Source organism: Natronoflexus pectinivorans (assembly GCF_004345615.1).
Classification (GTDB): domain Bacteria; phylum Bacteroidota; class Bacteroidia; order Bacteroidales; family Marinilabiliaceae; genus Natronoflexus; species Natronoflexus pectinivorans.
This window is the reverse complement of record NZ_SLWK01000006.1, coordinates 90,735-114,117: the sequence shown is the minus strand read 5'-3', so window position 1 is coordinate 114,117 and position 23,383 is coordinate 90,735. Positions and strand designations below refer to the sequence as shown.

16 protein-coding genes are annotated in these 23,383 nt (G+C 39.5%); 4 read left to right on the top strand and 12 right to left on the bottom strand.

All coding sequences use genetic code 11. The features are described 5' to 3' along the window. Positions 1-72: 72 nt before the first annotated feature. Positions 73-441, bottom strand: a complete 369-nt coding sequence (gene folB, locus EV194_RS09675; protein WP_132433840.1) for a dihydroneopterin aldolase — start codon at positions 439-441, stop codon at positions 73-75. 293 nt (positions 442-734) lie between these two features. Here folB and EV194_RS09670 point away from each other — a divergent pair, with 293 nt between their 5' ends. Next, positions 735-1,994 carry a phosphoglycerate kinase gene (locus EV194_RS09670; protein ID WP_132433839.1) on the top strand — a complete coding sequence of 420 codons (1,260 nt, stop codon included), beginning with the start codon at positions 735-737 and terminating at the stop codon, positions 1,992-1,994. A 215-nt stretch (positions 1,995-2,209) separates the two neighbouring features. On the opposite strand, the gene cysQ is transcribed toward EV194_RS09670, so the two are convergent. From cysQ to EV194_RS09645, 5 genes are all read right to left on the bottom strand, one after another. After that, positions 2,210-3,043, bottom strand: coding sequence for a 3'(2'),5'-bisphosphate nucleotidase CysQ (cysQ, locus tag EV194_RS09665; protein WP_132433838.1), 834 nt, complete (start codon positions 3,041-3,043; stop codon positions 2,210-2,212). A 99-nt stretch (positions 3,044-3,142) separates the two neighbouring features. Continuing rightward, on the bottom strand, positions 3,143-3,751 hold the full coding sequence (locus EV194_RS09660) for a hypothetical protein (protein ID WP_132433837.1): 609 nt from the start codon (positions 3,749-3,751) through the stop codon (positions 3,143-3,145). 21 nt (positions 3,752-3,772) lie between these two features. Continuing rightward, entirely contained in the window at positions 3,773-4,645 is an 873-nt protein-coding gene (locus EV194_RS09655; protein ID WP_132433836.1) for a DUF4296 domain-containing protein, read from the bottom strand. A gap of 49 nt (positions 4,646-4,694) precedes the next feature. Beyond that, positions 4,695-6,089 carry a sugar transferase gene (locus EV194_RS09650; protein WP_132433835.1) on the bottom strand — a complete coding sequence of 465 codons (1,395 nt, stop codon included), beginning with the start codon at positions 6,087-6,089 and terminating at the stop codon, positions 4,695-4,697. Between the two features lie 88 nt (positions 6,090-6,177). Next, a complete protein-coding gene (locus EV194_RS09645; protein WP_165921853.1) occupies positions 6,178-7,785 on the bottom strand; it encodes a capsule assembly Wzi family protein in 1,608 nt (535 codons plus the stop codon). Positions 7,786-7,957: 172 nt separating this feature from the next. Here EV194_RS09645 and EV194_RS09640 point away from each other — a divergent pair, with 172 nt between their 5' ends. Both EV194_RS09640 and EV194_RS09635 read left to right on the top strand, forming a co-directional pair. Beyond that, positions 7,958-8,557, top strand: a complete 600-nt coding sequence (locus tag EV194_RS09640; RefSeq protein WP_132433833.1) for a MarC family protein — start codon at positions 7,958-7,960, stop codon at positions 8,555-8,557. A gap of 3 nt (positions 8,558-8,560) precedes the next feature. Then, the gene (locus EV194_RS09635; RefSeq protein WP_132433832.1) at positions 8,561-9,187 is read left to right on the top strand and encodes a ribonuclease H1 domain-containing protein; all 627 of its coding nucleotides are present in this window, start codon (positions 8,561-8,563) and stop codon (positions 9,185-9,187) included. A 1-nt stretch (position 9,188) separates the two neighbouring features. Here the strand turns inward: EV194_RS09635 and metA are convergent, their stop codons facing one another. The 3 genes from metA to rnr all read right to left on the bottom strand — a co-directional run bounded on the left by metA (position 9,189) and on the right by rnr (position 13,006). Next, positions 9,189-10,103 (bottom strand): homoserine O-acetyltransferase MetA, encoded by a 915-nt coding sequence (gene metA, locus EV194_RS09630; protein WP_132433831.1) that lies wholly within the window; start codon positions 10,101-10,103, stop codon positions 9,189-9,191. 89 nt (positions 10,104-10,192) lie between these two features. Then, positions 10,193-10,801 carry a TetR/AcrR family transcriptional regulator gene (locus EV194_RS09625; protein WP_132433830.1) on the bottom strand — a complete coding sequence of 203 codons (609 nt, stop codon included), beginning with the start codon at positions 10,799-10,801 and terminating at the stop codon, positions 10,193-10,195. Positions 10,802-10,846: 45 nt separating this feature from the next. Further along, a complete protein-coding gene (gene rnr, locus EV194_RS09620; protein WP_132433829.1) occupies positions 10,847-13,006 on the bottom strand; it encodes a ribonuclease R in 2,160 nt (719 codons plus the stop codon). Positions 13,007-13,594: 588 nt separating this feature from the next. On the opposite strand from rnr, the gene EV194_RS09615 reads away from it, so the two are divergent. Next, positions 13,595-14,413, top strand: coding sequence for a toxin-antitoxin system YwqK family antitoxin (locus EV194_RS09615; protein WP_165921852.1), 819 nt, complete (start codon positions 13,595-13,597; stop codon positions 14,411-14,413). 55 nt (positions 14,414-14,468) lie between these two features. Here the strand turns inward: EV194_RS09615 and EV194_RS09610 are convergent, their stop codons facing one another. Genes EV194_RS09610 through EV194_RS09600 form a run of 3 tightly spaced genes read right to left on the bottom strand, consistent with a single transcriptional unit; the run spans position 14,469 to position 23,286 of the window. Then, positions 14,469-15,737, bottom strand: coding sequence for a fibrobacter succinogenes major paralogous domain-containing protein (locus tag EV194_RS09610; protein ID WP_132433827.1), 1,269 nt, complete (start codon positions 15,735-15,737; stop codon positions 14,469-14,471). A 20-nt stretch (positions 15,738-15,757) separates the two neighbouring features. Further along, positions 15,758-19,144 carry an ATP-binding protein gene (locus tag EV194_RS09605; protein WP_132433826.1) on the bottom strand — a complete coding sequence of 1,129 codons (3,387 nt, stop codon included), beginning with the start codon at positions 19,142-19,144 and terminating at the stop codon, positions 15,758-15,760. A 26-nt stretch (positions 19,145-19,170) separates the two neighbouring features. After that, positions 19,171-23,286 carry a PAS domain S-box protein gene (locus EV194_RS09600; RefSeq protein ID WP_132433825.1) on the bottom strand — a complete coding sequence of 1,372 codons (4,116 nt, stop codon included), beginning with the start codon at positions 23,284-23,286 and terminating at the stop codon, positions 19,171-19,173. Between the last annotated feature and the right edge of the window lie 97 nt (positions 23,287-23,383).

The following is a 23,383-nucleotide window of genomic DNA, read 5'->3' as shown; positions in this document are numbered from 1 at the left end:
CCTGCAAAATGTTTGATTGAATTTGTCGCAGAAGCAAAAAAGCACCGATGAGAGTTATCGAGAACCAGTCTTTTATCTTTTCAACAGAACGCTTACCGCTTTCATTTGTCCACCCATTGGAGGGTTCATTTTCGATACCTTAACCGTGGCATGAATGATAGCCGGAAAATCTCTAAAAAGCCTGTCGATGATACGTTTTGTTACATGCTCAAGCAGATGAGATGTTTTCATCATCTCCTCTTTAACAACATTGTAAACCTCAACATAGTTGAGAGCATCCTGAATTTTATCCGAAGCGGCTGGCGTTGATATGTTTGTTTCAAGTGTAATGTTAACCACGAATTTATTACCAACCACCTGTTCCTCCTTATAGCAACCATGGTAGGCATAAAAATCCATTTTTTCCAACTCAATAATGGCTGTCTGATCTAAATAGCTCATTTCCCTTAAGAATAAAAATACAAAGATAATGCTTCCGATCAGTTGTAACAAATGCAATATTTGATCAGAGATAAAAATGTTATTATATTGCATAAGGAAGAATAATGAGGCGGTTAATTCACTGATATTTCGCAAGTGATTGTTAATGCAAGTGAATAAGATTTAACAGGCTAGGATAAAACATGATCGCGGTCATTTTTTTTGTATCTTTACAATCTTGAAAAACATGAATAAACAATAGTTTTTATTCACTTCCTGGTATAAAAATAAATAACCTAAATAAATAAAACAGCATGTCGAAAATTGAAAACTACAATTTTTCGGGAAAGAAAGCCATCGTTCGCGTGGATTTCAACGTTCCTTTAAATGAGAAATTTGAAATTACCGATGACACCCGCATTCGTGCAGCGATGCCAACGATTAAGAAAATTTTAAAGGATGGCGGATCTGCTATCATCATGTCACACCTTGGGCGTCCAAAAGGGAAAGTCAATCCGGATTTCTCTCTGAAACACATTCAGGCTCATCTGGCAAAAACAGTAGGAACAGATGTCATTTTTGCTGGTGATTGTGTTGGCTCCGAAGTTAAGGCCAAAGCTGAAGCTCTCAAACCCGGACAGATTCTGTTGCTTGAAAACCTTCGCTTCTATCTTGAGGAAGAAGGCAAGCCTAAATTGCCTGAAGGCGCCTCAGATGAAGAAACCAAGGCTGCCAAAGCAGAAATGAAAGAGAAGCAGAAAGCGTTCTCAAAGGAACTGGCATCTTTAGCTGATGTATATGTGAACGATGCTTTTGGAACTGCGCATCGTGCACATGCTTCCACCGCTGTTATAGCCAATTACTTTGATACCGACAGCAAAATGTTTGGTTTCTTGATTGAAAGTGAAGTACAAAGTCTTGACAAAGTGGTAAAAGAGCCCAAGCGTCCCTTTACTGCCATCATGGGTGGAGCAAAAGTTTCTTCCAAAATCACCATCATCGAAAACCTTCTTGATAAGGTTGACAACCTGATTCTTGGAGGTGGAATGACTTTTACCTTTATGAAGGCACGAGGAGGAAAAGTCGGAAATTCTATTTGCGAGGACGAATATCTCGATCTTGCCAAAGAAATTGAGAAAAAAGCCAAAGAGAAAGGTGTAAACCTGTTGTTGGCATCAGATGTTGTTGCTGGTGACAGCTTCTCAAACGACGCAAACACACAAATTGTATCCGCAGATGAAATTCCTGAAGGTTGGGAAGGATTAGATGCAGGTCCTAACTCTGTGAAAGAGTTTTGCCATGTTATTGAAAACTCAGCAACCATTTTATGGAACGGGCCTGTTGGTGTTTTTGAAATGGATACTTTTGCAAAAGGTTCACGAGCGGTTGCTGATGCCATTGTTGCCGGCACTAAAAAAGGCGCATTCTCTCTTATTGGAGGAGGAGACTCTGTGGCTTGTATTAACAAGTTTGGCTTGGCTGATGGTGTAAGTTATATCTCAACGGCCGGTGGAGCTCTTCTTGAGTACCTTGAAGGAAAAGAACTTCCGGGAATCAAAGCCATTCGAGGATAACCACAATCTACATATTTTTAAAAGGATTGCCTTCTTGGGCAATCCTTTTTCATTTATTGATAGTATAATAATAGTTCGTTAATCTTTTTTATTTGCCTAATTATCAAATGTTTATGAATTCTCCGTGACATCATGCAATCAGCTGATAATAAGAGCCTTACTTATGTCTAATATCTAATAATCTAAAAGTCTAACGATCTATTGAGCATAATATACTACCGGAAAAATTGTTTGCACTCCCTGCCTGGTGCCACTGCCAAGAAATTTGGACTTCTAAAATCAGTATGGTTACAACGCAAACTATCGCCATCAGGCCATGTTAACACACATCCCCCGGCTGCTTCAATAATTGCCTGTCCTGCTGCAGTATCCCATTCCATAATACTATCCATACGGGGATAAAGGTCTGCTTCACCGGTAGCAACTTTACAAAATTTTATAGAACTTCCGGTCTGATGGATCTGTACTGGTTTTAATTTCTGATCTATAGATTTTATGAAATCGATGGTTTCGGGAGACAGATGACTTTTACTGGCAACAACGGTTAACACATCATTTGATTTTGAAAGTGGCAAAGATATCTTCTTGCTTAGCAAGGCCGCAACCGAAGGAGCGTTCCCTGGAGAAATATTCTCCCACATGCACGCTTGCTGATTTATTGCACCGGCAAACAACAGGTTGCTGCAAGGAATATAAATAACACCAAAAACCGGTTGCTCATTCTCTACAAAAGCGATGTTTACTGTAAACTCGCCATTACGGCTTATGAATTCATAAGTCCCATCCAACGGATCAATAAGCCAGTACTTTTCCTCAGTTTTGATTTTCTTCTGATGTTCAGGGGAATCTTCCTCGCTTAAAACAGGGATATTGGTTGATTTTAAACGCGAATGAATAATCTGATGGCTCTTCATGTCAGCCAGGGTGACGGGTGTATTATCAGATTTACGAGTGACATTAAACTCGTCGGAGTTATATACTTCAAGAATGGCAGAACCTGCTTCCAGAGCAGCAATAAACGCTGTTCGATATGTGCTTATAAAATCCATCTAAAAAATATTTTCAATTTTTTGAAACAAGTTAGCCAATAATTATTATTGATTTCCTGACAAAATAAAAATACCAGATCAACGGTAACCCTATTCAACTTATCTGTTGCTGACGCCAACATGAGGCTTAATCAGCCATTTAATCTCAGAATGCGGCAACAATGTCCAATTTGTTTTATCAAAATTTTTCAGTAAAAGAACTCCTGGTGATTTCCCAGTTGCAAGTTGTCCTAAGTCTCTGAAGCTTCCAGCTTCAGAAGCTTGCTCACAAATATTTGCAAGTTGTGAAATCGGAAAACCTGAACAACTTCTAACCCTTTCGAACAGCGGAGTATTAACTTGAACAGCATCTCTTCCGGCTTCTTGGGGAAGATTAGAACCGTCATCCAGTGACTTTACAAGCAAAGGAAAACCCGACTGCTCACATGAGGCAACATCAGAAACTCCAAGAATAATGGTTCCACGCGAAAAATGTCTGTTTTTTAATTTGACATCGGGATTAAAATGAATATTGGTTGGTGCAATATCAATAAATGCCGGAATCATCATTCCACTGTGAAATTCAAGCCCCGGTCTCTCCTTGAATTTCTCAAAATCCGGTTCTATATGAATGATGGTGCCATGATCGTCAAAATGAATGATTGGCCATCGGCCAATCTGACCTTCTGGCAGGAGAATATAATGAGAAGAAAAAAAACGATTGGACATTTCTCCAAAGTTAATCAGTTTTTAGTCAATTAGTTCCTGTTCCATCATTTCCAATGGAAGAAGGTGTTCCCCCTCAATAGCTCTTCGTGCATTTTTAACGGTATCGGACGGAATATTTCTAAGCTTTATATCTGATATCTCCACAGAAATATTCAGCAGAGTATCCTGTTTTAAAAGGAAACCGTAAATGGAATGTGGATGCATATTATCCTTTAGAGCTAATTCCAACTCCACTCCTTTTCGCTGGAATGAGTGCGGAACATTGGCATAAACTGTATCGGCGGTACTATCAGGGTAAAACGCCGACAACATCACTCGTGGCGATTTGCTCAGATCTTCTTTCAGGAACCTGTAGAAGGCCGTAAGTTTTACAGAACCTTCCAGCTCCAATGTATCAACCTGATAATGGAAAGGTCGCTTTTTCCAAAGGGTATCTGATGGAGAAATTTTTATAAAGGTTGTATCCTTCCAGAGGTTTTGCCTTTTCTCCTTTTCCCTTTGAAGTTCAGCTAATTGTTGCTGTTGCTCCCGTTCTCGTTCAATCATAATGCGAACTTCCGCTTCCCGCTCGCTCAATTTGGTGATTACCATTTCATAAGTCCTCTGATAAATTTGAGGATGTTGAACGTACCATTTTCGTATGGTATCGAACTCAGCCGGAGTAAGGTTGTGCCGCTCCAGTATAAACTTATAATGACCAGGGATATTTCTGTCCGCTCTGGGACCTGTGATCGAAGGAGCATGCGTCAGAGTACTTTCAGCGATATGAATGTCTGCCAGAATTTCGGCCATTTTATCCGGTTTGGGAAAACCACGCGGAACCTTAGGGCCGGAGCATGCAACAGCAGCAAATATGAGGGTAAATAATACTAAAGTTAGTTTGATATCTCTCATCTGCCATTAATTAATTTCTATAAATAAATTTTTGCCGGGCTCTGTCACATTACTTGCCATCTCCCTTTATCATCGTTCTTATGGTTTTCAGAAAAATAATAAAATCCAGTTTAAGAGACCAGTTATCAATGTATTGGAGATCCATTTTCATCCACTCCTCAAAAGGAATATTATTACGACCTGAAACCTGCCATATGCAGGTTATACCCGGCTTCATGGATAGTCTTCTGAGTTGCCAACGCTCATATTCTTTCACTTCATCAGGCAATGGAGGGCGTGGGCCAACCACCGACATTTCTCCCAATAAAACATTAAAAAACTGAGGCAGCTCGTCCAGACTTGTTTTACGAAGAAATCTGCCAACTTTGGTTACCCGGGGATCATCAGTAATTTTAAAAACAGGTCCATCCATTTCGTTTTTCTCCAACAATTGTTGACGCAGCTCCTCGGCATTTACAACCATGGTTCGGAATTTATAAACCAAAAACTTTCGTCCCCTTAACCCGACTCTCTTTTGCTTAAAAAAGACAGGCCCCTTTGAGTCAATTTTTATGGCCAACGCAATTGCCAAATATACCGGAGACAAAAAAAGCAGAACTCCGAAAGAAAAAAGCCTGTCAAAAATTTCTTTGGCTTTTAACTCAAGGTAGTTAGTAGGAGAGTTTGATATAGTAAGGAAAGGCGTAGTGCCAAAAAAATGCAACTGAGTTTTGTTGGCAAGCATGTTAAAAAATGATGAATACATTCTGAAAATCACACCCACATCTGAACAAATTTGTGCCAACTCTTCAATTTCCCCAAGATTTGGAGATTCTTTGCAAACAACTACCTCATCAATTGTTTTTTCCCTTAATAGATTTTCTATATCAGTGTTTTCGGGAAGAAAAGGCGCAACTGTTCCACATTGATTTTCTAAATCATTTGTACCAATGATGGCTGCTATTCTGTAACCCCATTCGGGATGTTTCATAATCTGTCTTATAAACGGAACAGCCGACCGATCGCCTAATATTATAAGATTCAGATAATTAAACCCCTTTTTTCTGGCTGATTTTAGCATTTGATAGGTGATTGTTTTTATACCGAATGTTAAAACCAGATTAATAACAGCAAATATCACAAATATCTTAATTCCCAGATAAAAAAGGTTGAATGCCCAGGCAGACAGAATAAGGAGCAATGTCCCTGCTATGGTTAATCCAAGGCAATTAAAAAGAACAGCAGAATATGGACGCGAACGATACATGATGTTAGTTCCCATTCCGTTACTCAAAAGTGTCCAGAAAATTATAATCAGTAGTTGAAGAATGATGCTGTCTTTATGATGAAGCAGCGAAACCCGGCCAAACTCCAAATATAAAGCCAGGTTAAAACAGACAATGGCCAAAATAATGTCAACCATTGTCATTAAAGTGTTGATAGCTTTCGCTTTCTCTTTAAGCATTTGTGTGTGTGGTTTGTGTTTGCGAATATACTTCTATTATCTAAAAAAACCAATGATAAAAGATCGTAAGTATAAACTCAATTAAGAACTAAAACCGCCATTGTGCTCCAATTTTCATGCCAGCTGCATCAAAGATTTCGCCACGGTCAAGAGCAATCGCACCATTAAAAGTGAGGTTATCTATTACAGATGGGCTCCATGTAACTTCAATTAACGAATAAAGTTGGTTTCGCCCTCCTTTGAAGTAGTAGTTTTCGGTTTCGTCCCAGGTATACCTGCCGGGATATTGGTGGAAATAGGATCCAAAATTTCGGCTGAGGGTGATCATGGTTTTCCAGGAAATTTGTTCAGAGAATCCCCCTTGAGCTCCAATATGAATGGCCTGAAAACGATCGTTAATGATGTTATTACGATTGTAGATTCCCAGGTTTGGATTTAAATGTGCCACCTGATTGTAAGTGAGGTTCAGCGGTGAACCCATGATGTAATCATGATAAGTCCAACCTGCAGGATATGTACCATTGCTCATGTAGCCATCACGTCCGCCAAATTTATTTCCATGGTTGATTTCTTCTCGGAGAAATTGTTCTACTTCGCTTTTGGTGAAGCCTCCTTCTTTGTATTGGTTGAAATGAGCCATTACTTCATTTCTAAAGTCCTCATTGTCAAATTGGGCTGAAACAATCAACCCGTATCCTTCTACAATGGCATCCGGCATCCCATTACCAGATTGATGGCGTGTGTTGATCCACTCTACAGTGAGATTCTTTAAAAAAGTACTGTTCCTTGGGTGCCAGTTAACACCTGCTATCTGATCGATATTTCGTTGGAGCACTCTCATGCCTGAACCATCGGCAAATGGTGCCTGATAGTATATATGAAAACGACCGACAGGACTACGCCAGTACAGACCAAAGTCGTACAACCCCATGTGCGCACCTGCCGCATTGGTCTCTTCGCCTCCGCCAATCTTTTCAGAACCTGAAGCAAAGAAAGTAGCCATAAAGTCAATCGGAATTTTCGAATCCGTGTAGGCATCATTTCTGAAATAATACCCTCCCATAAAGGCAGAATGGTTAATTCCTGCATACGGTTGAATTTTGTTGGCATCCCAGCGGATGTAAGCAAATTTTTCATGAAGGAGTACCTCTTTGTGATACCTGAAGTCGTTAGCATCATCAAGCCAACCATGGCTAATGCCTCCTCGTATTTCAATTCTTCCAAATGGGAAAGGCAGCTTAGTGTATTGAGGGATTCCGGCTGTAACCCTGGTTATGGGTCGATTATTATCGCCAAAAAGATAAGAGCCGTGACCACTGTTGGTCTCAGTAAATATAGGATCAAAAATATGGCGACCTGCTGTCAACTCCATAAAACGCCAGGAAGCCGACAAATATCCGGTGTGTAGAATAAAATCATCAAAAGCAGAGTTGTAGTTGATTTCAGCCGTGGCCTTCAGGTTCCAGTTTCTGTGTGGAGTATAATTTACAGAGCCTACAGCAGCTGATAAAAATTGATTGTTTTCTGTATGATTCCAACGACCCTGTTGCCTTGAATGAAACCAAAAAGGGCTGGAGTCGCCACCGCTAAAAATAGCAGAGGTATTAACCGAACCGGAGAACTCGGGTTCAGCAGCATTGGTTTCTAATAATCCGGTAAAAGCAACAAATGCAAATGCTGTGATGAATTTCTTCATATTCATATCTATATTTGACAGGTTGAGTTTTGCAGTGTGCAATAAAATGAAAAAACACTATCGAAAAACAGACCTTCTCACGTGTTTTTCAGCTTAATACATAAATCTAAACGGGATAATCGAATTCCAAGGCTTAAAATTACTACTTTTGCAGAACTAAACAGAGTAAAATATGGCTGAATTAAGTTTTCTGGAAATATTGTCGGCATTTATCGTACTATTTGCCGTCATTGATATATTGGGATCCATTCCCATCATCATCAACATCCGCGAGCAAGGCGGGGTAATAAAGTCATTTCAGGCATCCTCTATTTCCTTTGTCATCCTCTTCATATTTCTTTTCCTGGGAGAGGCTCTTCTCGGGTTATTCGGTGTGGATATTTCTTCATTTGCCATAGCCGGCTCCTTCGTTCTGATGTTGATGGCCATTGAGATGATTTTAGGGGTGCAGATTTTCAAGCACGACTCCCCTGCGGGTGCTTCCATTGTTCCCGTAGCATTTCCACTTATTGCCGGAGCTGGTTCATTTACTACACTGTTGGCATTGCGCGCAGAGTTTGCTCTGGCGAATATCATATTGGCATTGTTTTTAAATATCGTTGTGGTATTTCTGGTTTTAAATTATACCGATAGAATTGAACGATTAATTGGTGCAGGCGGTGTTTATGTACTAAAAAAGTTCTTCGGCATCATCCTGATGGCCATGGCCATCAGGCTTTTCATGTCCAATTTTGCCAATTTGCTCATCGATTTCTTACCAAAAATACGATAGAGTATGCCAGCTCAAAAATTCTATGTGGTTTGGAAAGGACGAAAACCCGGGATATATAGATCCTGGGATGAGTGCCGTCAACAAACCGATGGTTTTGAAGGTGCAAGATATAAGAGCTACAAAACAGAGGAAGAAGCAAAGGTTGCTTATAAGCAACCTTCACACATCGTTTTTCAGGGAGCCGGCAAAAAGAAATTCACTTCTTCATCTATTTCAAACAACACATCCATTATAAAAAACAGCCTTTCTGTAGATGCTGCCTGTAGCGGAAATCCGGGAAAGATGGAATATCGCGGTGTGCATGTAGGCAGCGGTGAAGAGTGGTTTTTAATGCAATTCGATTTAGGAACCAATAATATTGGAGAATTTCTTGCCATTGTGCACGGACTTGCCGAGCTCAAACGTCGACGGCTGAATATTCCTGTTTATACTGACTCCATGACTGCCCTGAGTTGGGTTAAAAAGAAGAAATGTGGATCAAAACTACCTGATAACGCCTCAACAAAACAGTTGTTTGAACTGGTTCGAAGGGCTGAAAAATGGCTACAAGAAAACACTTGGGAACAGCCACTTTTAAAATGGGACACTGAAAAATGGGGAGAAATTCCGGCCGATTTTGGCCGGAAATAGATTATAATTCTCCTAAAGAATATGGAGTTGACTGGTATACATAGTAGTTTAACCAGTTGGAGTATAACAAATGAGCATGACTCCTCCATGTCACTACAGGCTTTTTCTCAGCGTTGTTTTGCGGGTAATAATTCTCGGGAACGGCAATCTCCATTCCCTTATTTATGTCACGCCAATACTCTTCTCCCAAAGTGTTTTCTTCATACTCGGGATGCCCTGTTACAAAAATCTGCTTCCGATCTTCAGATGCGACAATAAAAACCCCGGCCTCGGGGGATGTGCTCAGCGTAATCAATCCCGGATGCGCATCAATCTCCTCCTGCTTTACATCTGTATATCTGGAATGTGGAGCATGAAAGTGGTCATCGAAACCTCTCAACAGAGGTTCCTTTGGTGTAAGAACCTGATGATTGAAAACACCAAACATTTTTTTACCCAATTCATATTTCTTTATTCCGTAATGGTGATAAAGGCCAGCCTGCGCACCCCAGCAAATATGAAAAGTGGATGTAACATGTTTTTTACTCCAATCCATTATTTCGCATAACTCGGGCCAGTAGGTAACCTTTTCAAAATCGATTAACTCCACAGGCGCCCCGGTAATAATTAAACCATCATAAAAGAGGTGCTTTATTTCGTCAAATGTTTTGTAAAATGCCACCAAATGCTCCTGAGGTGTGTTACGTGGAGCATGAGTAGAAGTCATCAACAATTCGACCTCTACCTGCAATGACGTATTGGATAAAACCCTTAATAGCTGTGCCTCGGTCACTATTTTTAAAGGCATTAAGTTTAAAATGAGAATTTTAAGCGGGCGAATATCCTGTGTCATCGCCCTGCTCTCTCCCATTACAAATACATTTTCAGCTTCCAGTAGCGCCTTAGCCGGAAGCGTATCAGGAATATTGACTGGCATAATCAATTGGTTATAAATCAACTCACTAATATCTCACGCACATATCATGTGGACGCAGATTGTTTTTTACGAATCTACAAAGTTACTATTTATCGTTTGATTACGCCATAGAAAAGAATGTTAAGAATATTCTCAAGTTGCTCGTTTAAATCTTCTCTTTTTGTATCGCCTTTAAATAACGGAATTTCAAGTCCCCTGAGCGCAGTCGCTATTCCAATTGCTCCCATCTTAGGGTTTTTAATCTGAAACACATCAGTCATGATACCTTCATTGATAATCGAAAGCAACAAATCCTCTTCCAATAATTCACCTTTCGATTTAATGGACTCGAGGTATTCGTATCCTTCATATAAGGACTCCTTCATAACTTTTTGGTAGTTTTCCAGGCCACTGATGGTTTCCATCCGAATGATTACATAATCTCTTAATTTATTTTTAGGATCACGATCTGAGTTCACAACCTCCTTCAAACGGGCAAACAATGTGTCTGATTCGGTCTCAATAACGGCCTGAAAAATCTCCTCTTTATTCTTAAAATAGTAATAGAGAGAACTTTTCCCTTTACGAAGTGCCATGGCAATATCCTCCATGGTTGTTTTCTTATACCCAAATCGGGCAAACAGATCACGGGAAGCGTCTAGTATGGCATTGCGTGTTGCATCCTGGGAGGGAGTTAATGCATTATTTTCCAGTGTCATGGTTTTTAATTTTAGAATTAAACGTCTTTTAGTTTGGTTGTTGATCTATTTAATAAGTGATTCTTCATTTGAAAGGACAAAATCAAGTTGCCTCTTTTCAAGGTTGGCTCGTGCTACCTGAATGTTTAGTTTGTCACCCAACTGGTATACTTTTCGCGATTTCTTTCCAATCAGGCAGTAATTCTCTTCATCAAAACGATAGAAATCATCATCCAGATCACGGATGGGAATCATACCTTCACATTTATTGTCGATGAGTTCAACATATAAACCCCACTCGGTTACTCCCGAAATTACACCGGCAAAAACCTCTCCCTCATGAGCTTTGAGGAATTCCACCTGCTTGTATTTAATTGAGGCTCTTTCAGCATTTGCGGCTCTTTGCTCCATCTCAGAACTGTGCTCACACATTTCTTCGTATTTATCACTATTTACTGACTTCCCGCCATCCAGGTAACTTTGAAGTAACCTGTGAACCATCATGTCAGGATACCTTCGAATAGGGGACGTAAAATGCGAATAATGCTTAAAAGCCAGCCCATAATGACCAATATTGTGAGTTGAGTATATGGCTTTAGCCATCGTTCTGACGGCAAGAGTCTCAACAATGTTTTGTTCTGCTTTACCCTGAACCTGCTTGAGTAGTCTGTTTAGTGCCTGACTAACACTCTCTTTTCCCTCCGGGTTTGCCTCCAGGCCAAATTTTCGGACAAAACGACTAAAATTCTCAAATTTATCGGGATCCGGCACATCATGAATTCTGTAAACAAAGGTTTTTGCGTTTTTGCGTTTTCCCGGATCCAGTTCATTTTTTCCAATCAGCTCAGCAACTCGCTTATTGGCTGCCAGCATGAATTCTTCAATCAGTTTGTTTGCGTCTTTGGACTCTTTAAAGAAAACCCCCAGAGGCTTACCATTTTCATCAATATCAAATTTCACTTCAATCCGTTCAAAGCTGATTGCACCTTTCTTGTATCTTTTTTCACGAAGTTGAATGGCAATTTGATTCATGATTTTTATCTCATCTGCAAAATCACCCTGTCCGGTTTCAATAACCTCCTGCGCCTCTTCATATGAGAATCTACGGTCGGAGTTTATGACAGTTCGTCCCACCCAGGAATCGAGTATCTGACCACTTTCATCCATCTTAAAAACCACCGAGAAGCAAAGCTTATCTTCATTAGGACGGAGAGAACAAAGAAAATTACTTAACCGTTCGGGAAGCATTGGAACGACCCTGTCAACAAGATATACAGAAGTCGCACGATTGTATCCTTCTTCGTCAATAATTGTATCGGGTTCAACATAATGTGTCACATCTGCAATGTGAACTCCAATCTCCCAATAACCATCAGATGTTTTTTGCAGCGAGAGAGCATCATCAAAGTCCTTGGCATCGGCCGGGTCAATTGTAAAAGTTGGAACCTCTCTAAAATCCCTCCTTTTCTTTATTTCTTCAGATGGGATTTCGTCCGTAATTTTCTCTGCAGCGTCAATAACTTTTTGCGGATAGGTGTAAGGCAGATTAAACTCGGCCAGTATGGCATGCATTTCAGCATTGTTGTTGCCGGTATCTCCAAGAATATCAACAATTTCTCCAACAGGATTTTTGGCTTTTTCCGGCCATTCAACAATTCTAACAACAGCTTTCTGTCCGTCTTTAGCTCCCTTTAATTGTTCTAAAGGAATAAAAATATCTCTGTTAATGACTCTTGAGTCGGCTACGAGAAAGGCAAAGTTGCTACTCACTTCCAATGTTCCAACAAAAAGCTCTCGGCCTCGCTTAAGTATCTCCACCACTTCTCCTTCAGGCTGATGTCCTTTACGGCGTGCATATTGCATAATTCTTACCTGATCGCCATTGAGTGCATGCTTCAGGTTTGATTGAGATACAAAAACATCCTGTCCCCCATCCTCAGGTACAATATAGGCGGCACCTGAAGCAGTCATGTCCACGATGCCGGTTAAATGAGAACCGCGCGAGAGTAATTTAAAGCGTCCAGTAGCAACAGAACTAAGAAATCCAGTTTCCTGAAGTTCGAACAACAAGACCTCTATCAATTGCTTGCTACTTTTCTTATTCGCCCCAATCATTATTGCAATCTGCTTATAATTAAAGGTTTTCTTGGGGTTATTGAAAAAAATCTCCTGTATCAGTGCTTTTATTTCCGACCTTTTTAGTCGTTTTTTTTCTTTTTTTGGCATTTCCTTGATTTTTCTATGTTTGTTGTATGCCTTCCTGATTAATTTTGAATTAAAGTGGTATGGTAATCTTTTCGATATATCACATTACTTCCATTAGAACGTTTAATAATAATCTAAAATTATTCCTCCCACAGGCTTTCATTTTTTTATCTCATTCAACTTATATATTCTTTACAAACAAGTAGTTAGGAGCTATAATTATAGAAGAGTTCGGACAATATTTGTGCCTGAATGCAATTAATTCATATCAAATATAACAAATATTCTGATCTAATATCGAACATTTGAATAAAAAAAACTACACAACACAATATTAATCATTGCTTATCAGGGCATTGCAATTTCGAACGCGCTAACTTAATAAAGATGCTACTGATATGAGTCTTTCGCAATTTTCAGCATTGTAAAACAGAGAAAATGGGGCGATTATTTCATGAACGAAAAAGTTTATCGAAAATTTGCTCAATGTATGACAATTTCAACCACATACGTGGTTAAAATGCGTTTAAAATGTAACCTTATTTGGTTTATTACGAATACCTTAATGATAGAGATGAACACGCATTCTGAACAATTGATTTAATGATCATGATGATAGCAGTAAAGAAAAACATCACATATAAATACATGGCACTTGCCTGCTTTTTGTTTGTTTTTTCAGGATTATCGGCACAAGATGATCCGGCTAATTTATACAATGAATCCGGCCAGAAAGCCGGTTCCTGGATTTTTCATTACGACAATGGACAACCTGAGAAGGCAGGGGAGTTTAAAAACGGAGAAAAACATGGCATCTGGACAGGTTGGTATGCCAATGGCAACATAAGATACGAGATAACCTATGAAAACGGATCGGCACGCGGACCTGCAAGAATGTATTATTCTGACGGGACTTTACGTGAAGAAGGCAATTGGCAGGAGCTATTCTGGGTTGGCGAATATCGATTTTTCCACCCCAACGGACAGCTGTTTTACGAATGGTCATATAATAACTCCGGTCGTCGCGAAGGAGAACAGCGCTATTTTTACGCCAATGGGAACAAAATGTACCTAGGAGAATGGATGAATGGTAGTATCAGCGGGCATGTAGAAGTTTATGATTCCACCGGCATGATGGTTCAGGTTAGAAATTACGAAGGAGGAAAATTTGCCAGCAGCTCAGAGGTTAACGTTACAACTCCTGCTGAAAGCGGAATGGTTCCATTTAAAGGAACCGGCTTCCATACCATCTATCGAATGAGTGGAGAGGTATACCGGAGAGGTTATTTCCGTCAGGGAGAGTTGAAAAAGGGTGAAGAGTATGTATACGATGACGATCATGTTCTTCGGCAGATTAGGGTTTATGAAGCAGGAAGAGTTGTGAATATCAAATCTGGAACTGAGCTGGATCGGGTTCTGGAGAGATAGTTATTTTTGGCCAGATTAGCAGCTATTTCGGAAGCAGCGCATTGAAAAAATATTATCATTCCTTAATACACCGTACAGAAAAGCCATAATTCTTACTAAACGCACCACGATAGAGATATTCAAACCGCGGAAGAATATAGCGACTCCAGGCCGATGTTTCATCTTGTTGCGACATGGACCACCAGTAAGCATAATCTCCCAAACTATTATATGACCCGTCGAAACTTCTTCGGCCTGCAGGTGTGGCAGAAAAACCATGGATATTTGAACCCGGATGACCACCCCATCCTGAGATTGATTTAAGATGCAAGCCTGCATTTACTCCCCTCCACCCTGTTGCAGTAGGGTTATTTATTTCCGGATCGATATAGCTTTCGAGCAGAAACCAGTCTTCATCAAGTGGCATTCGCCAGCCATCGGGGCAAAGACGTGAATCGCTTACTGTATACCAGTTATACAGTGCCCCGTGGGTGGCGCTGTAGTTTTGATTATGTTCATACCAGGAATATGCAGGACTGTTAAGCTCTCTCCAAAGCAAACTGTTTTGAATGTGTCTGATGCTGGTTCCATCTCGAAATGTAGTTGTGCGAAGGTTCTCGGCCATCCATATCTGATCCCCAATTGTTACAACAGCATAATGATTCTCATCAAAATCCATACATGGAATAAAATTAAAATCGAGGTGGGTAGTTTGAACAGGTGACACGACTTTTATACGGGAATGATTATCGGCGAAGGCTTTAAATAAGAGTGACTCACCCTGTAAAAACCGCATGGGTATCGGTTCGGAAATCAGATCCCCGGTTTTACCATTTCCGCTATTGTCAATAAGCAGAATAGAAGCGTTGCCATTGGCATAATTCGCAGACGACATCACCCAATGGGTGTGGTCATGATTAGGAGTGTTTACAACCACTTTGTGAGCGCCGGAATTTAATCCTGAAATTTTGAAACGATGAGTTCCTCTTGTCAGAAAAGTCCTGAATTCGGCAACTAAAATATCTCCGGCATTATAAACTTCCACAGAGCTGTTTCCCGGATAGTTTAAGGTCATTTCAACAGAACATGATCCGGCCTGCATATTCGGAGTGATGGTCAATTCCGGTGCTGGTTCATTTTCTGATGATCTGTCGGCATTTGTTAATATGAGAGCCTCAGTACCATCAATTGTGACAGTCTGTCTGCTGGTCAGATTCTGCACTTCAATATAATCAATATGACCCACGGCACCTGATGCGGAAAAAGTAACAAGGTATTCCTGACTTCCAGCAATGCTGGAAACAAGAGTGGTGCATAGGAAAATTATCAGAAGAGATCTATACATGCTGCTAGGTAAATGACATCTTATTCTTTCGGTTCATTATTCAATTTTTGAATAATGAATGAATATTCCTGTTTTATTTCTTCTAATATTACAACTTTTTCCTGATCGTTTAACCCTTTTTCGGTCAAAATTTTCTCTGCCAGATCAGACATCTTGTTCAACTCCATATTTAGAGCCAAGCCTTTAATGCTGTGACTAATGGTCTCAGTTTCAAACAAGTCTCTCTTTTCAATGGCTACGGATAATCTGTTGATATAGGTTCTTAACTGTTCGGGCAGATTTTTTATTATTTTCTGATATAATGTCTGATTGTGCCTGATCCTTTCTAAAAGCGCCTTTCTGTTAAAGTGATTGTCAATTTTATCAGAAATAACAGGGTATTCAATTATGACTTCTTCTGTAACAGACAGATGTTTTTTTAAAACTTCCATCATTGTGGAGGAGTTAAAAGGTTTCGTCAGAAAATCATTAATGCCCGCAGCCAGTGCACGCTCCTTTTCATGCTGAAGCACTCCTGCCGTAATTGCAACAATCGGAGTCTGTTTGCTATCCCCTTCTTCTTTTTCACGAATCATCTTTGAAGCATCAATTCCGTCAAGAATCGGCATCTGAATATCCATTAACACCAAATCAATCTTATTTTGTGTGAAAATTTTAACGGCTTCTTCGCCGTTAAAAGCCTCAAAGAATGTCGCTTCAGGAGCCAACTTCATAATCATATTCTTCAAAAGCTCCATATTCATTTCCACATCTTCAGCCAGCAGAATATTTGGATTTTTATTAATGCGTGATTCTGCCTTCTCCCCTCCTACACCAACCTGATGCCCTATTTTCTCAAAAGCGAAATCAATCGCTGATGGCTCTGGGATTGATTCATCTTTAAACTCATATTTTGTTTTGATTGAGAAGAAGAAACGTGATCCTTCTCCATACTCACTTTCATACTCTATCTGACTGCCAAACTTTTCCAATATCAGGTTGGAAATGATCAATCCCAGTCCGGTTCCTCCAAATTTACGTGTTATGGAGGAGTCAGCCTGGGAAAAAGCTTTAAAAAGCTTTTCACCTTGTTCGGCAGTAATTCCAATTCCTGTATCACGAACAGAAAAAAAGAACCTGCCATAATCTTCACCCTCCGGTTTAAACCTAACTTTTAACTCAACCACTCCCTGTTTTGTGAATTTAACGGCATTTCCCAATATGTTTAAAAGCACCTGCTTTAGTCTGTTTGAATCAGTATAAATTACGGCGGGCAGATCATCGGGGACATCCAGAATAAGCTTTATCTCTTTTTGTAAGGCCTGATACCGGACAGTGTCCATGCTTTGCTCCATTATGTCTGAAATCCGTGTGGGGTTGATTTCTATATCCAGTTTACCGGATTCAATTTTCGAAAGATCGAGGATATCATTGATGATGTGCAATAATGAATGGCCGGATATGTGAACGTTGTTCACATATCGCTGCTGAACCGGAGAAAGGGGAGTTTTTTTGAGCAACTCAGTGAAACCAATGATTCCGTTCAGAGGTGTTCTTATTTCATGACTCATGTTGGCCACAAACTCGGACTTTGCTCTATTGGCCGCCTCGGCCTCTTCTTTTGCATTTTCCAGCACCTTACCGGCCATGATCTTTTCAGTTACATCAATAAAAACCCCATTCCAGCGGACGGAACCACTGGATTGTTTTTCAGGATAAGCACGGGTTTCAATCCAAAGTACTTCATTATTCTTCTCTATCTCAAAGGTTGAAGTAAAGAGTGAATAATCTCTGAATGATTTCAGGAAACTCAGTAGCAACCTTTTCTTGTAACCCAATTTTACCCGTTGAAGTATTTTTTCAGGTCGTGTAAGAACCTCGTTTACCGGAATGTTGATAAATTCCTCAATTCTATCGCTCACATATGTGAACCTGAAAAGTTTGAGTTCCTCCATCTCACATTGAAAAATTCCAACAGGAATGCTTTCAGAGAGTTGCTTGTACCTGGTCTCACTCTCCAGAAGCTGCTGTTCCGCTTCTGATTTGATCAGTGCATCGGCAATTGAATTGGAGATGATTAAAAGATTATTAATATCTGACGAATTCCAGATTTTAGTTCTTGAAAAAGTAGAGAACACAAGATATCCCATTGTCAGATCGTGAAACTTTATGGCAATGGATAATACAGAGCGAATATTAAAGTTTTGAAATGAGCTTCTTTCGATGGATGCCTCTTCGGGCAGCTCGTTTATATCCTCAAGGATCAGGTAATTTTTCTTTCTAAATTGATTCTTCCACCATACCCAGTTGGTAAATCGAAATTGAATAATTTTGGCTGTTTCATCATCCATCTTTCCCGAATACCAATTGCAAGCATTGCTGCAAATATCTTTATGAAACAATGTTAGGAAAGCGTGTTCTGCGTCAAGGAAAGATCCGGTCAGATGAAGCATTCTTTTGATTTTCTCCTCAAAATTATAGACATTGCAACTTATAAAGTCTGAAGTAATTATACCAATCAGTTTCTGAAACTCAAATTGCCGGTTAAAACTTTGTTCCACATCCAGTCGCTGCATGAATATCCCGGTCATGTCAGCCAATGTTTCAGCTAGTGTAGAATTGATGAGTTTTTCATCTTTCCTAAAAATAAGTGTGTAATCTCCAATTTTAACTGATTTATTGGTTGCTTTAATAACGGCACACTGACCCAGTTTAAACGTTTTTTCAAGAAGTCTGACAGCCTTTGCCGGTGTAGCATAACCTATTAAATCTGTTAAGGTATCAAAGTAGGTGGTTTTTTTATGTTGAATGAGCTCTTCCCGGTGCGGATCAAAAGGCCACTCCTTGTTAACTACTTGAAAGCCTAATATCTCAACTCCTTTAATTATATGGTTTTTAATGCCTGCAAATGCTACAGTTGTGTAAAAATTTCCAGATTTATCATATTTATTCAGAGCAACATATGACGCACCGCTGATTTGCACCATTTTCTGACAGAGATAATCATAGGCTTCAATATCGTTGTGCTGCCCGTTTAAATATGCCGAAACTTCCGAAAGAACATAGTGATCTGTAATGTCAGTGAAAAAAGTTGAAAAATATAATCTTTCACTTGAAACAGCCTGAACACGATACCATTTTGCTAATGGTGCAGCGTACTGATCAAACTCCTTTTGTCCACCTGCTAAGGCCAGTGAACCATAAAACTCAATCCAGTTAAATTTATCCTTTTTTATGTCAGGTAAAACTTCAGTAATTTTTTTATTGATCACCTTTCTCTTTAAGAAACCAGTCAATTTCTCAAAAGCCGGGTTTACATCCAATATGATGTAATCAACCGGCAATCCATCTTCATTCAACACAATTTTGTGATGAGCATATGCGTATGGTGCACTTTCTATAATGTGGTTATTGCGGACAGGTTTCATTACGGGTATGGTTATCAAGATTTACATTACTCCATTTCGCTTAAAATTTGTTTGATACTATTCCACTCCGATTCAATTTCTTTATATACTGTATATACTAGTTTTATATCATCAATTGTTTCAATCTTTTTTGTTAAAAATGCCATTCTGTCAAAACTCAGATTCATGCTCACACCCTTTATGGTGTGAGCAATGTCTTTAATTTCTTTTAGATTGCCCTTACTAACTGCATCGCCAAGTTGGTCAATAAAATCGCCAAGTTGATAACTAATGGAATGTATTAATCTTTCCATCAGAGAGGAGTTTTGATTAATGCGCTCGAGCAATTCTTTATAATTGAACGATACTAGTTTATCGAAATCTGAAAATTCATCAGCCAATTCAGTTTCGTCTTCCACCTTCTCAGTTAAAAGGAATCTGATTAGAGTATTTTCAAGTTTTGAAGTATTGACTGGTTTTGAGAGGAATTCATTCATCCCGGCCTCGTAGCAAAGAATCCGATCTTCTTTTAAGGCACCGGCAGACAAAGCAATGATTGGAGTATTACAATTGGGATTTTTCTCAGATGACCGAATGATGCGGGTTGCTTCAATACCGCTGATTTGTGGCATCTGAATATCCATAAAGATGATGTCAACCGGATGTTTTTCGGATTTCTCAACAACTTCTTTTCCGTTTAATGCTTCAATAATCAATGAGTCGGGAATCAGACTCTTAATAAGAGCTGTTAATAACTCCAGGTTCATTTGAATATCTTCGGCTATTAAAACAACAGGTTTCTGTCTGTCCAGGATGCTGTGAGGCTTTCCTTTAACAGGGCTATCCGTGGAAATTGGATTATGGAAACCCGCGTGGGATATGATGCTTAAGATATCTTGATATTTAATGGGTTTGGAAATTTTTTGGCATAAGGTCTCCTCATATTCCTCAGTACTGTTTTTTTGGGAGATAAGGCGAATAACTTCTAATTGCTTCTTTTTGCACAGATGAAAAACATTATCAAACACCTCCTTGTTGGAGGAGTTGATCAGATTGTTGTCTGCAAATACTATATCAATCTGTTTGTTCTGGTGAAGCACGTTTAGTGCTTCACCGGGATCTGTGAATCCGTAAAAGCTGACTCCAAAATGATTCATCAGGGTTTTCATGCTTTCCAAAAGCGTTATGTTATCATCAATAAACATAACAGTTCTGTTTTCAAACCCAGAGAATGTTGTCTCTTTGAATTTAAATAGAGTTTCAATGGTAAAGTAAAAAGTGGAACCCTCACCCGGAGCGCTCACTAACTCTATCTTCCCTCCCATTTTCTCAACAATCAGGCTGGAAATAACCAACCCCAGTCCGGTACCTCCATACTCCCTGGTAGTTGAAGAGTCTGCCTGTGAAAAAGATTTGAAAAGTTTTGCTTGCTGTTCTTTTGATATCCCAATTCCTGTGTCCCTAACTTTGAAGGCATATAATCCTTTGTTGTTCTCTTTCTCCTCGAAGGAAACCGAAATTTCAATTTCGCCATGGTTTGTGAATTTCACAGCATTGCTCATGAGGTTTAGCAAAACCTGCCGCAAACGAATAGGGTCGGAAACCATTATTTCGGGAATTCCCGGCTGAATGTTAACAATCAGCTCAAGATCCTTTTCGAAAGCCTGAAATTGAACAATATCAGCCACCTGTTGCGCAATTTCACAGACATCCATTTCAATGCTTTCAAGATCAAGTTTCCCTGCCTCAATTTTCGAAAAGTCCAGAATGTCATCAATAATACTGAGCAGGGAATTGGATGCCGTGATTGTGTTGTCCAGATACTTCCTTTGAATGCCTGACAATGGGGTGTTCTTAAGAAGCTCGGAGAAACCTGTTATTCCGTTGAGCGGAGTCCGGATTTCGTGGCTCATGTTTGCTAAAAACTCAGATTTGGCTTTACTTGCAGCCATGGCCTCTTCTTTGGCGCTGATCAGTTTCTGTTCAGCTTTAATTTTCAATTGTGTATCGGCCAAGGAGTTGGCGATGGTGTGTATCAAAGAGACTTCATATTCATTCCACTGCTTTGTCTGCTTTACCGAATCATAACCAATAATTCCCACCACTTTTTTCCTATATATGATGGGTATGGTAATCATGGATTGTATCTTTTGGCGTTTAAATTCGGCTTTCTCGCTGTGTGCTTCTTCGGGAATTTCATCGAGGCTGTGAATAATCACATCTTCACCCTTCAAAATCCGACCAGACCACCAAGGCAAGTATACAAAATCAATATTTTGCAGATGGATCATTTCAGAAGAGATGCCATCCGCACACCATTCATGTGTATTAGATAGAGTTCTTCTCTTTTTGCTTAATGAAAATACGTATGCTCTGTCAACTCCAAAAAAATTACCGGATTGCTGCAACATATTTTCTATCTTAGAATCAATGTTGTCGGTATTTGAACTGATGAAGTCAAATGAAATATCAGCCACCAATTTTTGTGCATCGGTTTGGAAAGAGATGATCTCCCTGGCTTTTTTCTGTTCGGAGATATCGCGAGAAACCCCGAGGATTCCAATAAACTGATTATTTTTATCGTATATTCCTGATATAGTTGCTTCAGTAAAGATGGTGGAACCATCTTTACATGGCTGTTCCAACTCCACGCGGGTGTTCGGAAATGGCTCACCCCGCTTAATGGCATCCTGAACCAACTGCATACCTTGAGTAAAATGAATAAGAGATTGCCGGGTCAGCATCTCTTCCGGTTCCTGTTCCATAACTTCCTCAGGTTCTAAACCTCTGAGTTTTTTAACCGAAGGACTCACGTAAGTAAATTTGCCGTTGAGATCCATCGTCCAGATGACATCCGTAGAATTATCTGCCAGCAGACGGTGGCGCTCTTCACTCTGTTTCAAAAGATCCAGAGATAATTTTTGACTGGTAATATCTTCAATAACACCTTCTATCCAATTTTTATCTTTCACCAATTTAATTGAAAGTCTGATCCAAATATTGACTCCGTCAACTTTTGTAAATTCAAGCTCCCGGTTGTTCACTTCACCATTTAGCCTTAACTCTGCTAGCAGCTTATCCCGATCATTAATATTTCTGTATCTTTCAGCTATTACAAATCCGGATTTTATTAATTCTTCACGGGATTTAAATCCGGCCATTCTTGCAAAAGCTTCGTTTGCATCAAGAAGAATACTACTCTCCAGGTCAGATCGGAAAAGACCGATCTGCGAGTTTAAAAAGATATTTCGATAAGTTTCTTTTGCTAATTTAATGGATTCCAGGTTTTTTTTCTGCTCTGTAATATCCTCCAGAGTTTCTATGACTGCCGAAACATTTCCATCGGGATCGAAGACCGGGCTGGAAATGACATTAAAATATCTATCCCCCAATGATGTTTTCTTTGTTTTGATGAGTGATTGCGGGGTTCCTTTAATAAAGGCATCCTTGGTTTGGCAACCGGGACAAACTTCTTCCCTCTCCTGAAAATCGAGACACTTAAAACAAAAAGGTTGTTTCTTTGGGTCAGCATTTGGGAACCAGTCACGAGCTACTTTATTTATCTCTAATACCTTCATTTCTGGGGAGATCAATGCAACCCCTTGTGTAAGGTTGTTGAATAAGGATTTATACTTTTCGTTGCTTAAAGTGAGTTCTTTTTTAGCAATATAATGTTGCCTGTCGTACCAATAAAGAAAAGAGATCGCTATAAGCAAAACAATGAAGTAAACGGTCATATAATTGACCGGAAAGTGGGCAGTCACCAAATTGAATTGTGACAGAGCAAAAAGAACCAAAAGTATGATATATAAGAGCCCTGAATATAGAGCTCCAATATGGTAATGATTTAAACGAAAAGCCAAAAAAGGAAATAGAAATGACCACAACAAACCCGCACTTTCTATGCCTCCGGAAAAAAACAAAATAGTTGATAAAACTCCTGTTAGCAATATAACGGCATGACTCCAGAACACTCTGTTTTTTAAAAATAAATAGATAATAGAAACGGCTAATACGGTCACAAAATAGCCAAAGGCAATGACCATACTGCTGTGCAGGTTGTTTAATAAACTGTATATGGTCATAGCCAACGCCACTGAAAGCATTAATCCGGCAATGCTTTTTATGGCTTTGTCTGAGAGTTCAATTCTTAACCGCGTCATCAATTAAATTTAACAAAAGTTATTTAAAATCGCAACAACATGCTTCCGACTGTTATACCACCTAATATAAATGAACGGGTTAAAATATTGACTTACA